Origin of the sequence: Bosea sp. (in: a-proteobacteria), from assembly GCF_023953965.1 — a bacterium.
In the GTDB taxonomy this organism is placed as follows: Bacteria; Pseudomonadota; Alphaproteobacteria; order Rhizobiales; family Beijerinckiaceae; genus Allobosea.
This window is the reverse complement of record NZ_JAMLIX010000001.1, coordinates 1,905,769-1,919,058: the sequence shown is the minus strand read 5'-3', so window position 1 is coordinate 1,919,058 and position 13,290 is coordinate 1,905,769. Positions and strand designations below refer to the sequence as shown.

The 13,290-nt window shown below is 68.1% G+C and carries 14 protein-coding genes; 7 read left to right on the top strand and 7 right to left on the bottom strand.

The window, feature by feature from the left end:
- Positions 1 to 28: 28 nt before the first annotated feature.
- On the top strand, positions 29 to 286 hold the full coding sequence (locus M9917_RS08815; RefSeq protein ID WP_297252813.1) for a DUF6111 family protein: 258 nt from the start codon (positions 29 to 31) through the stop codon (positions 284 to 286).
- Complete coding sequence (locus M9917_RS08810; protein ID WP_297252810.1) at positions 283 to 1,542, top strand: CCA tRNA nucleotidyltransferase; 1,260 nt, start codon at positions 283 to 285, stop codon at positions 1,540 to 1,542. The genes M9917_RS08815 and M9917_RS08810 overlap by 4 nt, the downstream gene beginning before the upstream one ends.
- Here M9917_RS08810 and M9917_RS08805 read toward each other — a convergent pair.
- From M9917_RS08805 to M9917_RS08795, 3 genes are all read right to left on the bottom strand, one after another.
- Positions 1,494 to 2,444: a hypothetical protein gene (locus M9917_RS08805; protein WP_297252808.1), complete on the bottom strand. Its 951-nt coding sequence runs from the start codon at positions 2,442 to 2,444 to the stop codon at positions 1,494 to 1,496. The genes M9917_RS08810 and M9917_RS08805 overlap by 49 nt on opposite strands.
- 80 nt (positions 2,445 to 2,524) lie before the next feature.
- Positions 2,525 to 3,439 (bottom strand): oxygen-dependent coproporphyrinogen oxidase, encoded by a 915-nt coding sequence (hemF, locus tag M9917_RS08800; protein ID WP_297252806.1) that lies wholly within the window; start codon positions 3,437 to 3,439, stop codon positions 2,525 to 2,527.
- Positions 3,417 to 3,914: a tRNA (cytidine(34)-2'-O)-methyltransferase gene (locus M9917_RS08795; protein ID WP_297254794.1), complete on the bottom strand. Its 498-nt coding sequence runs from the start codon at positions 3,912 to 3,914 to the stop codon at positions 3,417 to 3,419. The genes hemF and M9917_RS08795 overlap by 23 nt, the downstream gene beginning before the upstream one ends.
- A 112-nt stretch (positions 3,915 to 4,026) precedes the next feature.
- Here M9917_RS08795 and M9917_RS08790 point away from each other — a divergent pair, with 112 nt between their 5' ends.
- The 5 genes from M9917_RS08790 to M9917_RS08770 all read left to right on the top strand — a co-directional run bounded on the left by M9917_RS08790 (position 4,027) and on the right by M9917_RS08770 (position 9,625).
- Entirely contained in the window at positions 4,027 to 5,892 is a 1,866-nt protein-coding gene (locus M9917_RS08790; RefSeq protein ID WP_297252804.1) for an ABC transporter ATP-binding protein, read from the top strand.
- Positions 5,893 to 6,083: 191 nt separating this feature from the next.
- Positions 6,084 to 6,632: a ubiquinol-cytochrome c reductase iron-sulfur subunit gene (gene petA / locus M9917_RS08785; protein WP_297252803.1), complete on the top strand. Its 549-nt coding sequence runs from the start codon at positions 6,084 to 6,086 to the stop codon at positions 6,630 to 6,632.
- 53 nt (positions 6,633 to 6,685) lie between these two features.
- Positions 6,686 to 7,969 carry a cytochrome b gene (locus M9917_RS08780; RefSeq protein ID WP_297252800.1) on the top strand — a complete coding sequence of 428 codons (1,284 nt, stop codon included), beginning with the start codon at positions 6,686 to 6,688 and terminating at the stop codon, positions 7,967 to 7,969.
- Positions 7,970 to 7,976: 7 nt separating this feature from the next.
- Entirely contained in the window at positions 7,977 to 8,858 is an 882-nt protein-coding gene (locus M9917_RS08775; protein ID WP_297252798.1) for a cytochrome c1, read from the top strand.
- A 122-nt stretch (positions 8,859 to 8,980) separates the two neighbouring features.
- Positions 8,981 to 9,625 carry a class II aldolase/adducin family protein gene (locus M9917_RS08770; protein WP_297252795.1) on the top strand — a complete coding sequence of 215 codons (645 nt, stop codon included), beginning with the start codon at positions 8,981 to 8,983 and terminating at the stop codon, positions 9,623 to 9,625.
- Between the two features lie 7 nt (positions 9,626 to 9,632).
- Here the strand turns inward: M9917_RS08770 and M9917_RS08765 are convergent, their stop codons facing one another.
- The 4 genes from M9917_RS08765 to M9917_RS08750 all read right to left on the bottom strand — a co-directional run bounded on the left by M9917_RS08765 (position 9,633) and on the right by M9917_RS08750 (position 13,216).
- On the bottom strand, positions 9,633 to 10,646 hold the full coding sequence (locus M9917_RS08765) for a MaoC family dehydratase (RefSeq protein WP_297252793.1): 1,014 nt from the start codon (positions 10,644 to 10,646) through the stop codon (positions 9,633 to 9,635).
- Positions 10,647 to 10,661: 15 nt separating this feature from the next.
- Entirely contained in the window at positions 10,662 to 11,759 is a 1,098-nt protein-coding gene (ychF, locus tag M9917_RS08760) for a redox-regulated ATPase YchF (protein ID WP_297252791.1), read from the bottom strand.
- Positions 11,760 to 11,880: 121 nt separating this feature from the next.
- Positions 11,881 to 12,495, bottom strand: a complete 615-nt coding sequence (gene pth / locus M9917_RS08755) for an aminoacyl-tRNA hydrolase (protein WP_297252788.1) — start codon at positions 12,493 to 12,495, stop codon at positions 11,881 to 11,883.
- Between the two features lie 103 nt (positions 12,496 to 12,598).
- Positions 12,599 to 13,216 (bottom strand): 50S ribosomal protein L25/general stress protein Ctc, encoded by a 618-nt coding sequence (locus M9917_RS08750; RefSeq protein WP_297252786.1) that lies wholly within the window; start codon positions 13,214 to 13,216, stop codon positions 12,599 to 12,601.
- Positions 13,217 to 13,290: the final 74 nt, after the last annotated feature.

The following is a 13,290-nucleotide window of genomic DNA, read 5'->3' as shown; positions in this document are numbered from 1 at the left end:
ACGGTCGCGCCAGGGAACGACGAAGCCGATGCTGCGCGTGATCATCGAAGAGGTGCTGCTCTTCGTCCTGCCCTTCTGCATTTTCGCAGGCTATCTCGTCGTCAAGCGGCGCAACCCCTTCGATGTCGAGCATTGGAGCCGCCACGTCTTCGCGCTCGCGGTGGCGGGCTGCGTGCTGGCCATCGCCGTGTTCGTCTATACCGGGGTGATCGCGCCGCGCAGCCGTGGCGTCTACGAGCCGCCGCACATGGAGAACGGGGTCCTGGTGCCCGGCCGCTTCAAATGAAGCCGAAGCGCGCCGGCGCGATCGCCCGCTTCCTCGCCGAGCCGGCGCTGGCGCGCCTTCTCGGCGCCCTCGACGGCGATGGCGAGGAGACGCGGATCGTCGGCGGGGCAGTGCGCAACCTCCTCCTCGGCGAGCCGGCGAGCGACGTCGACCTCGCCACCACCGCCCTGCCGGAGGAGACGATGCGGCGCGGCCGGGCCGCCGGCTTCAAGGCGGTGCCGACCGGCATCGAGCACGGCACGGTGACGCTGGTCGCCGAGGGCGCGGGCTTCGAGGTGACGACGCTGCGCAGCGACGTCGAGACGGACGGGCGCCGCGCCAAGGTGGCGTTCGGCCGCGATTTTACTGCCGATGCGGTGAGGCGCGACTTCACGATCAACGCGCTCGGGCTCAGCCGCGACGGAACGATCCACGATTATTGCGGCGGGCTCGACGACCTCAAGCACCGCCGCGTCCGCTTCATCGGCGATGCCGGAACCCGCATCCGCGAGGATTACCTGCGCATCCTGCGCTTCTTCCGCTTCCATGCCCGCTACGGCGCGGGCGAGCCGGACCGGCAAGGGCTCGGCGCCTGCATCGCCGGCCGGGCCGGGCTTGCCGGCTTGTCGCGCGAGCGGGTCAGGGCGGAGCTGATGAAGCTCCTGGTGGCGCCCGGCGTCATCGGCACCTTGCGGGCGATGGCCGGTGCCGGGCTGATCGTGCCGGTGATCGGCGGCGTGCCGCATCTGGCACGCTTCTCGGGCGTCGGCGATGCCGATCCGATCGTCCGGCTGGCGGCGCTGGCGGTCCTGGTCAGCGAGGATGCGGCGCGGCTGCGCGAAAGGTTGCGGCTCTCCAATACCGAGCTCGACCGGATCGAGCGGATCGCGCGGGCGCTGGAGGCGCTCGGCGGGGGAGAGCGCCTGCCGTCGCTGGAGCGGCTGCGTCAGGTCGCCGGCCAGGCCGGGCGGGATGCGGCCACGGCGGCGCTCGCCCTGCTGACGGCCTCGGCCGGTGAAGAGACGCGCGCGGATGCCCGTAATCTCGCCGCCCGGCTCGAGCTGACCCCGCCGTTCCTGCCGGGCGGGCACGAGCTGATGGCGCGCGGCATCCCGGCGGGGCCGTGGGTCGGGCGGCTGCTCGACGAAGCGCGGCGGCTATGGATCGAGGCCGGCGCGCCTGCGGGGCTGGAGGCGCAGCTCGCGTTCCTCGACCGGGCCGTGGCGGCTCAACGCCCCCTGATCGTGATGCCGCCGTTCTCGACGACGCCGACATAGACCGAGCCGCCAACCGGATTGGGGAGGTCGCCATTGCGGGCGAGCTGGAAGATCGCGCCGTCTCGATGGCCGAACTGCCGGCCTGTCACCGTCATTTTTTCGCGAAGGAAGCTTTCGTAGCTGCGCTTCGGCTTGTTGTCCCGTTCCCGCGCGCGGTTGTCCGCCTCCCACTCCGCCTGATATTGATTGCTGGCCTTGGCCCTGCGGAAGTCATCGATCGGCAGAAAGCTCCCGCCCGAATGGGGCTGCGTCAGCGTGACCCCGGTATTGGTCTGCGGGCCGCCCGAGCTGCTCTGGCAGAGTTCGATCGATAGCCGCCCGTTCTTGACCTCCCCCACATTGTTGATGAGCTGGACGTGGAAGCCGTTCGTCAGCATCACCGCGCCGTATTTGCGTACCTGGTCGAGCGACCTCACCGGCTTGAAGACGGAAGCGAAGTCGATCGGGGCGCGCCCGGCATAGCGCGCGTCGAGCCCCGCCTGCACCATGTAGCCGCCGACGAAGCCGATGCAGTCGACGCCGAAGACGCCGCCGTCGCACATCTCCTGCAGGAAGTCGCGCTCCTTGAAATAAGCCTTGAAACCAGGGTCCTTCGCGATCTCTGCGCGGTACGTGTTCACCAGCGACATGACGATGCCGAAAGCCATCGGCAGGCCCTGGCCCGTGAAGACCCGCCTGACGTCATCCTGCTTCAGCAGGGCGCTCTCGGGCTTGCCCTTGGTCAGCTTCTGCAGGAGGTAGAGCAGCTTGCCGGCCTTGGCGTTCCCGCCGAATTGCGGATTGGCCGACATGTAGGAGCTTATGGAGACAAGCCCGCCCGGATAGCCCGTATAGCCGGGTACAGGCAGCGCCTGCAGCAGATCGAGATAGTCCTCCGGTGTCATCAGGGCGCTTCGAGCCATCGTCCGCTCCATCCAGGGAAAGGAACAGACTGGTGCCCCGCCGCTGCCGGAGCGTCATGCAAATGATGGAGCGGGGTCGTTCAGGGCCAGCGCACCGTCGGCGGCATCGAGGACAGGATCGAATCGACGTTGCCGCCGGTCTTCAGCCCGAAGATCGTGCCGCGGTCGTAGAGCAGGTTGAACTCGACATAGCGGCCGCGGCGCACCTGCTGCTCATGGCGCTCGGCCTCGCTCCAGGGCTTGCCGATGTTGCGGCGCAGGATGTCCGGATAGACCCCGAGGAAAGCCTCGCCGACGGCGCGGGTGAAGGCGAAATCGGCCTCAGGCTCGCCGGTCCAGACATAGTCGTAGAAGATGCCGCCGATGCCGCGCGGCTCGTTGCGGTGCTTCAGGAAGAAATACTCGTCGCACCAGTTCCTGAAGCGCGGATAGTCGGCGACGGTGGGAAAGCGCTCGCAAGGGACGCGCATCGCGGCATGGAAATCGCGCGCGTCGGCATCGTCCTGGTTGCGGCGCGCGTCGAGGACCGGCGTCAGGTCGGCGCCGCCGCCGAACCAGGGCTTGGTCGTCACCACGAGTCGCGTGTTCATGTGCACGGTCGGCGCATGCGGATTCCAGGGATGGGCTATCAGCGAGATGCCGGTGGCGTGGAAGCGCGGATCCTGCGCCGCGCCGGGGATCTGCCCGGCGAAATCGGGGTGGAAGGTGCCATGCACCGTCGAGACATGCACGCCGACCTTCTCGAAGACACGGCCCTTCATGATCGACATCACGCCGCCGCCGCCGAGCGCGCCGTCATGATTGATGCGCTGCCAGGGCGTGCGGACGAAGCGCCCGGCCATGTCCGTCTCGGCGGGGAAAGGACCGGCCGCCTCGTCCTCGACCGCCTCGAAGGCGGCACAGATGCGATCGCGCAGCGTCGCAAACCAGGCGGAGGCACTGAGCTTCAGCGCTTCGACGGTGGCGGGAGATTCAGCAGGCTTGGACGTGGCCATCTTCGGTTCCATCGCGGCCGGGGAAGCCGCCAGTCTGTCGCAATGCCTCGCCCATTACCATCGCCGCCGCCAGCGCGACATTGAGGGAACGCAACCCTGCCCGCATCGGAATGTGCAGGCTGGCCTCCGCGGCGGCGCGCGCCTGCTGCGTCACACCGGCCGATTCGCGCCCGACCAGGACGATGTCGCCGGGCCTGAAGGCGAAGCCGGGCAAGGCGACGGCGCCGTCGGTCTCGGCCAGGACGAGGCGGTGGCCCGCCGCGCGCCGCCAGCGATCGAAGGCTGAGAAGCTGTCATGACGCCGGACCGTGGCGCGCTCGAGATAATCCATGCCGGAGCGGCGGAAATGCCGGTCGGAAACATCGAAGGCCGCCGGCTCGACGATGTCGACCGCCAGGCCGAGGCACGCGGCCATGCGGATCATCGTGCCGGCGTTCTGCGGGATATCCGGCTGGAAAAGGGCGAGGCGCAGCATGGCTCCCGTCATGCGGCGACACGCCGATATGCGTCAAGCAGGCTGGCGAACCGCCCCGGCAGGGGTCATATGCCTCGATTCCGTCGTGATGCCGATCCAGAGGAGGGCAGACATGTTCGCGTCCCTCTTCCGTTGGCTCGAAAGCCGCATCGACGTCTTCGCCCCCTTCGATGAAGGCGAGACGCCGCCGCGCGGCGTGCTGCCCTTCATGTGGTACCACATCAAGGGCGTGAGGGGCTGGATGGCCCTGATCATGCTGACGGGCCTGGGCTTCAGCGGCATCGAGGCGGCGATGTATCTGATGGTCGGCTGGTTCGTCGACCTGCTCGCGACCCAGTCGCCGCAGACGATCTTCCGCGACCATGGCTGGCTGCTCGCGAGCGCCGCCTTCCTGCTCCTCGTGGTCCGGCCGCTGATCTATTTCGCCAACCACGCCATCGTCGACCAGGTGGTGGTGCCGCAGATCACCAACCAGATCCGCTGGCGCAACCACGTCTACACGCTGGGTCATGCGCTGGGTTATTTCCAGAACGATTTCGCCGGGCGTCTCTCCGCCCGCGTCATCCAGGCGGGCCCCGCGATCCGCGGCGCGACGATCGAGATCATCGACGATCTCTGGTACGCGCTGGTCTTCGCCTCGGTCGCGATCGGCTTCTTCGGCAGGACGAGCCTGTGGCTGGCGCTGCCGGTGGTGCTGTGGCTCGGGGCTTACGTCGCGCTGCTGATCTATTTCGTGCCGCGCGCCAGGAAGCGCTCGGAGGCCAATTCCTTCGGCCGCTCGACGACGACGGGGCGCATCGTCGATTCCTACACCAACATCCTGACGGTGAAGCTGTTCGCGCGCGCCGATGCCGAGCGCTCCGCGGTGCGCGACTCGTTGTCGCGCTGGAACGCCTCCTTCCTCGCTCTGTCGCGGCTGATCACCGGCGTCAGCGTCATCCTGCAGACGATGAACAGCCTGCTGGTCGTCGCCACCGCCTGGCTTGCGCTCCTGCTCTGGAGCGCGGGCGAGATGACGCCGGGCGCGGTCGCCGCCGCCATCGGCCTCGTGCTCCGGCTGGTGCAGATGTCGAGCTGGCTGATCCATCTCGTGCGCGGCATCTTCGAGAACATCGGCTCGGTGCAGGAAAGCATGGAGACGATCGCCAAGCCCCACGACCTGCCCGACGCTCCGGGCGCCGTGCCGCTCATCGTCGACAAGGGCGCGATCGTCTTCGAGAAGATCCGCTTCAACTACGGCCGGCCGCAGGGGCTGTTCGAGGGGCTCGACCTTGCGATCCGGCCTGGCGAGCGGGTCGGGCTCGTCGGCCCGTCCGGCGCCGGCAAGTCGACGCTGGTGAACCTGCTGCTCAGGCTCTATCCGCTCGCGGGCGGGCGCATCCTGATCGACGGGCAGGACATCGCCCATGTCACGCAGGATTCGCTTCGCGCCCAGATCGGCATGGTGACGCAGGACAATTCGCTGCTGCACCGCTCGATCGGCGACAACATCGCCTATGGCCGCATCGGCGCGAGCGAGGCCGAGATCGCGCTGGCCGCCCGGCAGGCCGAGGCGCACGACTTCATCCAGGGCCTCGGCGACCAGGACGGCCGCAAGGCCTTCGATTCGCGCGTCGGCGAACGCGGCGTGAAGCTCTCCGGCGGGCAGCGCCAGCGCATCGCGATCGCCCGCGTGCTGCTCAAGGACGCACCGATCCTGATTCTCGACGAGGCGACCTCGGCGCTCGACTCGGAGGTGGAAGCCGCGATCCAGCAGCAGCTTTCCGCGCTGATGCGGGACAAGACCGTGATCGCGATCGCCCACCGGCTCTCGACCATCGCCGCGCTCGACCGGCTGATCGTGCTCGACGGCGGGCGGATCGTCGACAGCGGCAGCCATGACGAACTGATCGCGCGCGGCGGGCTCTATGCGAGGCTCTGGGCGCGGCAATCGGGCGGCTTCCTGGCCGCCGCCGATCCCGACGAGCTTACCGTCTGAGGTCTTCGTCCGCCGCCTGTGCGCCATGCGCGCCGGCCACGCTCGCAACAGTAGACTTCGTCCAATCTGCATGTCAAAGAGCCGAAGGTGACGCACCGCCGCATTGCAGCGGGCGCGACGCGCGCCTATGAGGGCGAGAGGCGATCAATTCGAGCTGTTACAGCTCGCAAGACGTGTAAGAGGATTGGATCGTGGCGCACGCGACCGATACATCGACCGGAACAACCCGCCGCGATTTCCTGATGCTCGCCACCGGCGCCGCCGGCGCCGTCGGCATCGGGGCTGTCATCATTCCCCTGGTCAGCCAGCTCGCTCCCGACGCGCAGACGGTCGCTGCCGGCGCGCCGATCGAGGTCGATCTCGCTCCCATCGCCGAAGGCCAGGCGATCAAGCTGTTCTGGCGCGGCAAGCTGATCTTCGTGCGCCATCGCACCGGCAAGGAAGTCCAGGAGGCGCTCGCGGTCGACGTCGCGACGCTGCGCGACCCGCAGACCGACCAGGAGCGCACCAAGCCCGGGCACGAGCCCTTCCTCGTCGTCTACGGCAACTGCACCCATCTCGGCTGCGTGCCGCTCGGCAACGCGCCGGGCGAGCCGAAGGGCGATTTCGACGGCTGGTTCTGCCCCTGCCACGGCTCGCACTACGATTCCTCGGGCCGCATCCGCAGGGGTCCGGCGCCGCTCAACCTGCCGGTGCCGCCCTACGCCTTCACCGGCGACACCAAGATCCGGATCGGCTGAGCGACGCGCCCGATGCTTCCCCGCCAAGATGAGACAGCCTTGAGGCATTCTTCATGAGTGGTCACAGTTCCTACGTCCCGAAGACCGGCTTCGAACGCTGGCTCGATGCGCGCCTGCCGATCATCCGGCTGACCCATGATTCCGCGGTGTCCTATCCGGTGCCGCGCAACCTGAACTACCTGTGGACCTTCGGCGGCATCCTGGTGTTCATGCTGGTGGCGCAGATCGTCACCGGCATCATCCTGGCGATGCACTACACGGCCAACTCGCTGCTCGCCTTCAACTCGGTCGAGCACATCATGCGCGACGTGAACTATGGCTGGCTGATGCGCTACCTGCACTCCAACGGCGCCTCGATGTTCTTCATCGCCGTCTATGTGCACATCTTCCGCGGGCTCTATTACGGCTCCTACAAGGCGCCGCGCGAGGTGCTCTGGATCCTCGGCGTGGTCATCTTCCTCCTGATGATGGCCACCGCCTTCATGGGCTATGTGCTGCCCTGGGGCCAGATGTCCTTCTGGGGCGCGACCGTCATCACCAACCTGTTCTCGGCCCTGCCGGTGATCGGCGAGACGATCGTGACCTATCTGTGGGGCGGCTACTCGGTCGACAACCCGACGCTGAACCGCTTCTTCTCGCTGCACTACCTCCTGCCCTTCATGATCTTCGGCGTCGTCGTGCTGCACATCTGGGCGCTGCACGTCGTCGGCCAGAACAACCCGACCGGCGTCGAGGTGAAGAACGTCGACAAGGACACCGTGCCGTTCACGCCCTATGCGACGGTGAAGGACATCTTCGGCATGGTCGTGTTCATGATCCTGTTCGCCTGGTTCGTGTTCTACCAGCCGAACTTCATGGGCCATGCCGACAACTACATCCCGGCGAACCCGGCGGCGACGCCGGCGCATATCGTGCCGGAATGGTACTTCCTGCCGTTCTACGCGATCCTGCGCGCCATCCCCGACAAGCTCGGCGGCGTCATCGCCATGGGCTCGGCCATCGTCGTGCTCGCCTTCCTGCCCTGGATCGACACCTCCAAGGTCAAGTCGATGAGCTACCGGCCGATCGGGCGCCAGCTGTTCTGGGCCTTCGTGGTGGTCTGCATCGGGCTCGGCTATCTCGGCGCGATGCCGGCGGAGGGCGGCTACGTCATCGCCTCGCAGATCTTCACCGCGCTGTATTTCGGCTACTTCATCGCGCTGTTCATCGTCGGCCTGTTCGAGCGGCCGAAGGCGCTGCCGACCTCGATCGCCGATGCCGTGCTCGCTTCCGCCAAGGGCGGTTCGGCGGCGCGCGTCGCGACCGCCATCGCCGCCGAACCGAACGTCAAGGGCTGACGGGACCATGAGCACAACCGCGTTTCGTCTCGCCCTGACCGGGCTCGCCGCCGGCCTCTCCCTGGCGCTCTTCCAGCCGGCGGCCGAGGCCGCCGAGGGCGGCCCCAGGCCGCCATCGCTGAACTGGTCGTTCTCCGGGCCGCTCGGCACCTACGACCGGGCTCAGCTCCAGCGCGGCTTCAAGGTCTACAAGGAGGTCTGCGCCGCCTGCCACGGCGCCAGCCTCGTCGCCTTCCGCAACCTGTCGGAGCGCGGCGGCCCGGAATTCACGACCGGGCAGATCGCCGCGCTCGCCGCGACCTACCAGATCAAGGACGGCCCCAACGAGGAAGGCGAGATGTTCGAGCGGCCCGGCCGCCCGGCCGACCGCTTCCCCTCGCCGTTCCCGAACGAGCAGGCCGCCCGCGCGGCCCAGGGCGGCGCCTATCCGCCGGATTTCTCGGTGCTGGCCAAGGCCCGCACCTATACCCGCGGCTTCCCGACCTTCGTCTTCGACATCTTCACCCAGTATCAGGAGCAGGGGCCGGACTACATCCATGCCCTGCTGGTCGGCTACAAGGACCCGCCGGCCGGCTTCCCCGAGCTCCTGCCCGGGCAGCACTACAACGAGTACATGCCCGGCCATCTGATCGCGATGCCGCCGCCGCTCTCCGACGGGCAGGTCGAGTATCCGAAGGGGGAGGACGGCCAGCCGCAGGCGCCGGAGACCGTCGACCAGTATTCCCGCGACATCGCCGCCTTCATGATGTGGATGGCGGAGCCGCATCTGGAGCAGCGCAAGCGCATCGGCCTGCAGGTGATGGGGTTCCTCATCATCTTCGCCTTCCTGCTCTACTACACCAAGAAGAAGGTCTGGTCGCGCATGCCGGACGGCTCGCCGGCCCATTGAGGCGGCCTGAGATCGCTTTCGGAAAAGGCCCCGCCGATGGGGCCTTTTTCATTGGCGGGCCGCCCGTGCGGGCGCATCATCGGGCATCGGCGCGGCCGGCTCGCGCAACGCAGGGGCAGGACATGAGCGAAATGGAGCTGCGGCAGGACATCGTCGCGGTCGCGCAGGCGATCGACCGGGCGGGATTCTGCCCGTCGAAATCGGGCAATGTCTCGGCCCGCTTCGGCGAGGGGCTCCTGATCACGCCCTCGGGCCTGCCCTATGCGCAGACGACGCCGGAGGACCTGATCTCTCTCTCGCTCGACGGCACCGTCCTGGAAGGCGCTCGCAAGCCGTCCTCGGAATGGCCCTTCCATGTCGCGATCTATCGGGCGCGGCCGGACGCGCAGGCGATCGTGCACACCCATTCGCCGCGCGCCACGGCCCTCTCGTGCACGCGGCGCGGCATCCCCGCCTTCCACTACATGATCGCGCTGTGCGGCGGCGCCGATGTGCGCTGCGCCGACTATGCCACCTTCGGCACGCCGGAGCTCGCCGCCAACGCGGTGAAGGGGCTTCAGGGTCGCAAGGCCGTGCTCCTCGCCAATCACGGCGTGATCGCGCTGGGCCAGTCGCTTGCGGGCGCGCATGCGATCGTGGCCGAGGTCGAGAACCTGGCGGGGCAGTATCTCGACATCCTGGCGGCGGGACTCGATCCGGTCATCCTCGATGCCGCGGAAATGGAGCGCGTCGCCGCCCGGTTCGCCGGCTACGGCAAGCTCGGCTGAGGCAGTCTCAGCCGGAATCTCGCTCGACGAAAGCACAGCCGTCGAAGCTGAAGACCTGCTCGCCATGCTGGTTCGTGCCGGTGTTGTGGTGGAACAACAGCCCCCATTGCGGCCGCGAGGCGCTCTCGCGCTTGTCGACGATCCGCGAGCGATAGGTGATGCGGTCCCCGGCAAAGACGGGCTTCGACCAGCGCAGATTCCTGAAGCCCGGAGAAGGGCCGAGCCGCACCGGGCGCCCCGGTGTCGCCGCCGCCTGGCGTTTGCGTTGCGTGGCCATGCAGGCCATCCAGACCGCGGCCGTATGCCAGCCGGAGGCGACGAGCCGGCCGAAGGAGCTCGCGCGCGCCGCCGCCTCGTCCATGTGGAAGGGCTGCGGATCGAAGCTGCGGGCAAAGGCGAGGATCTCGTCGGGCGTGAAGACGAAGCTGCCGAGCTCCTGGCTGTCGCCGACTGTCATCTCCTCGAAGTAGCGCAGCGGCATCGGCGGCGCCGAAGGCGCCTCCAGCGGGCTCTCGACGGCCGGGCGCTCGTAATGCGGCGCATGCCTGAGCCAGTCGCCGGCCGGCAGCGGCACGGTGCCGGACCCCTTGCGGCCGAACATGACCCAGTTGGTCTGCTCCACCACCGGCTCGTCGCGCTGGTTCACGAGCGCCAGCCGGAAGAGCGCGAGGCCCATCTCGGGGCGCGAGCGCGACGCCTTGCTCTCCATGACCTCGTAGCGGATGCCGACGCTGTCGCCGGGTAGCAGGGGGCGCAGCCACTTGACCTCCTCGATGCCCGGCGCGCCCATGCTGGCGGCGTCGAGCAGGAAGTCCTCCGCCACCAGCCGCATCATCAGCGCGCAGCTGTGCCAGCCCGAGCCGATCAGCCGGCCGACGAAGCTCGCCTCGGCGGCTACCGGATCGACATGGAACGGCTGCGCGTCATAGCGCGTGGCGAAGGCGAGCATATCGCCCTGCGAGACGGTGAGGCTGCGCGAGCGCCCGCGCGTGCCCGGCATGAAATCCTCGAAATACCTCATGGCCGGAACGCTTCCTCAGGTGGCGAAGCGGAAATGCAGCACGTCGCCGTCGGCGACGACGTAGTCCTTGCCCTCGAGGCGGAACTTGCCCGCCTCGCGCGCGCCCGCCTCGCCCTTATGGGCGATGTAGTCGTCATAGGCGATGGTCTCGGCGCGGATATAGCCCTTCTCGAAATCGGTATGGATGACGCCGGCGGCCTGCGGCCCCTTGGTGCCCTTCTCGATCGTCCAGGCGCGGGCCTCCTTCGGGCCGACGGTGAAGTAGGTCACGAGATGGAGCAGGTCGTAGCCGGCGCGGATGACGCGGTTGAGGCCAGGCTCGGCGAGGCCGACGGCCTCGAGATAGTCGGTCTGCTCCTCGGGCGGCAGCACGGCGATCTCGCTCTCGATCTTGGCCGAGACCACGACCGCGACGGCGCCCTCCCCGGCGGCGCGCTTCTTCACCAGTTCGGAGAAGGCGTTGCCCTTGTCGGCGGCGGCTTCCTCGACATTGCAGACATAGAGCACGGGCTTCGAGGAGAGCAGGCCGAGCAGTGCGAAGGGGCGCCGCTCCTCGGCCGAAAGCTCAACGAGGCGGGCGGGCTTGCCCTCGCGCAGCAAGGCGAGGCAGCGGTTCATCAGATCGGCCGCCTCCTTGGCCTCCTTGTCGCCGGACTTGGCCTTCTTCTCCAGCGGGACGACCCGCTTTTCCAGGCTGTCGAGATCGGCCAGCATCAGCTCTGTCTCGATCGTCTCGATGTCGTCGACGGGCGAGATCCTGCCCTCGACATGGGTGATGTCGCCATCCTCGAAGCAGCGCACGACATGGGCGATGGCGTCGCATTCGCGGATATTGGCGAGGAACTGGTTGCCGAGCCCCTCGCCGCGCGAGGCGCCGCGCACCAGCCCTGCGATATCGACGAAGGTCAGCCGCGTCGGGATGATCTCCTTCGAGCCGGCGATCGTCGCGAGCTGTTCCAGCCGCGGGTCCGGGACGGCGACGTCGCCGACATTGGGCTCGATCGTGCAGAACGGGTAGTTGGCGGCCTGCGCCGCGGCGGTTTGCGTCAGCGCGTTGAAGAGGGTCGACTTGCCGACATTCGGCAGGCCGACGATTCCGCATTTGAAGCCCATGATTGCCTGTTCCGTTGGATGGCCTCGCCGCATGCCTGCGCGGCGGCCTTAAAAGCGTCCGCGCCTTATTGGCGGCGGGCGGAGATAAAGACAAGATGGCCGCCTGCCGGACGGGACCGTTCTAGCCGTCGCTCTTTTCGCCCAGCCGCTTCACCGCGCCGTGGCCGCGCGCCTCCATGAAAAGGTGCACCTTGTTCTGGAAGCCCGGGTCGTCATGGGCGGCCAGCAGCGCGGCATGATCGGCGCAGGCCGTGCACAGATCCTCGACCCAGGGCTGCTCGGCCTTGCCGAAATCGCTGAGGACATAGCCGTGGACCAGCTCCTTCAGGCCGGGATGGCCGATGCCCATGCGCACGCGGCGATAGTCGTTGCCGATGGCGGCGGTGGTCGAGCGCAGGCCGTTATGCCCGGCATTGCCGCCGCCGAGCTTGACCCTGAGCTTGGCCGGGGCGAGGTCGAGCTCGTCATGGAAGACGACGACATCGGCGGGCGCGATCTTGAAGAAGCGCGCGGCCTCGCCGATCGCACGGCCGGATTCGTTCATATAGGTCTGCGGCTTGAGCAGGATGACCCTCTCGGCCCCGATCGCCGCCTCGCAAGTCTCGGCCTGGAAGCGGGCGCGCCAGGGCGAGGCGCGGTTCGCGCGCGCGATCGCGTCAACGGCCATGAAGCCGATATTGTGCCGGTTGCGGGCATAGCGCCCTCCGGGATTGCCGAGGCCGGCGAAGATCAGCATGCGGAGCTCCGGCGGGCAGGTGCGCCATAGCAAGACGGCCGGGAAGCCCGGCCGTCTCGTCTCGTCGTTGCGAAGGGAGGGGGCGCCGGCCGGCGCCGCTTCCTCAGGCCTTGGCTTCGGCGGCCGGGGCTTCCGCCGCGGCTTCGGGCTCTGCGTCGACGGTCGGCGGGGCGATCGTGACGATCGTCGCGTCCGAGCCGACGGTCAGCCTGGCGCCGGCCGGCAGCGCGATCGCCTTGGCCTCGACCTGGTCGCCGATGTTCAGGCCGGCGACGGAGACCTCGAAGGCGGCCGGGATGCTGTCGGGCTCGACGGTGATCTCGAGCGCGTGCTCGACGAGCTGGACGAGACCGCCGTTCTTGATGCCCGGGCTCGCATCCTGGCCGACGACGTGGATCGGGACCTGGACCGTCACGGTCTGGCCCTTGGCGATGCGCAGGAAGTCGACATGGATCGGGAAATCCTTGACCGGGTCGAGCTGGTAGTCGCGCGGGATGACGCGCTGCTTCTTGCCGGCGACGTCGATCTCGAAGATCGTGGTCAGGAAATGGCCGCCGAAAATCAGCTGGCGGGTCTTGTTGGCATCGAGCGCGATGGCTTCGGGAGCGGCGCCCCCGCCATAGATCACGGCAGGTGTGCGGCCCTCGCGGCGAACGGCACGGGCGGCCCCCTTGCCGACCTGTGCGCGCGCCGAAGCCTCGATTTGCTTCACGGCGGTCATGTTGGATGTCCTTGACTGGTAAATGACAAGGCCGCCTCGTGGCGGCCATCGGCTTCCCGCGTTCAGAGCCTCCA

What these genes read in the sequence shown, in the direction of transcription:
- pth (WP_297252788.1), bottom strand. Translation starts at nt 12,495, where the DNA reads ATGCTGATCTTCGCCGGCCTCGGCAATCCCGGAGGGCGCTATGCCCGC.
- M9917_RS08805 (WP_297252808.1), bottom strand. Translation starts at nt 2,444, where the DNA reads ATGGCTCGAAGCGCCCTGATGACACCGGAGGACTATCTCGATCTGCTG.
- M9917_RS08765 (WP_297252793.1), bottom strand. Translation starts at nt 10,646, where the DNA reads ATGAGGTATTTCGAGGATTTCATGCCGGGCACGCGCGGGCGCTCGCGC.
- hemF (WP_297252806.1), bottom strand. Translation starts at nt 3,439, where the DNA reads ATGGCCACGTCCAAGCCTGCTGAATCTCCCGCCACCGTCGAAGCGCTG.
- M9917_RS08790 (WP_297252804.1), top strand. Translation starts at nt 4,027, where the DNA reads ATGTTCGCGTCCCTCTTCCGTTGGCTCGAAAGCCGCATCGACGTCTTC.
- M9917_RS08770 (WP_297252795.1), top strand. Translation starts at nt 8,981, where the DNA reads ATGAGCGAAATGGAGCTGCGGCAGGACATCGTCGCGGTCGCGCAGGCG.
- M9917_RS08795 (WP_297254794.1), bottom strand. Translation starts at nt 3,914, where the DNA reads ATGCTGCGCCTCGCCCTTTTCCAGCCGGATATCCCGCAGAACGCCGGC.
- M9917_RS08750 (WP_297252786.1), bottom strand. Translation starts at nt 13,216, where the DNA reads ATGACCGCCGTGAAGCAAATCGAGGCTTCGGCGCGCGCACAGGTCGGC.
- M9917_RS08815 (WP_297252813.1), top strand. Translation starts at nt 29, where the DNA reads ATGCTGCGCGTGATCATCGAAGAGGTGCTGCTCTTCGTCCTGCCCTTC.
- M9917_RS08810 (WP_297252810.1), top strand. Translation starts at nt 283, where the DNA reads ATGAAGCCGAAGCGCGCCGGCGCGATCGCCCGCTTCCTCGCCGAGCCG.
- M9917_RS08780 (WP_297252800.1), top strand. Translation starts at nt 6,686, where the DNA reads ATGAGTGGTCACAGTTCCTACGTCCCGAAGACCGGCTTCGAACGCTGG.
- M9917_RS08775 (WP_297252798.1), top strand. Translation starts at nt 7,977, where the DNA reads ATGAGCACAACCGCGTTTCGTCTCGCCCTGACCGGGCTCGCCGCCGGC.
- ychF (WP_297252791.1), bottom strand. Translation starts at nt 11,759, where the DNA reads ATGGGCTTCAAATGCGGAATCGTCGGCCTGCCGAATGTCGGCAAGTCG.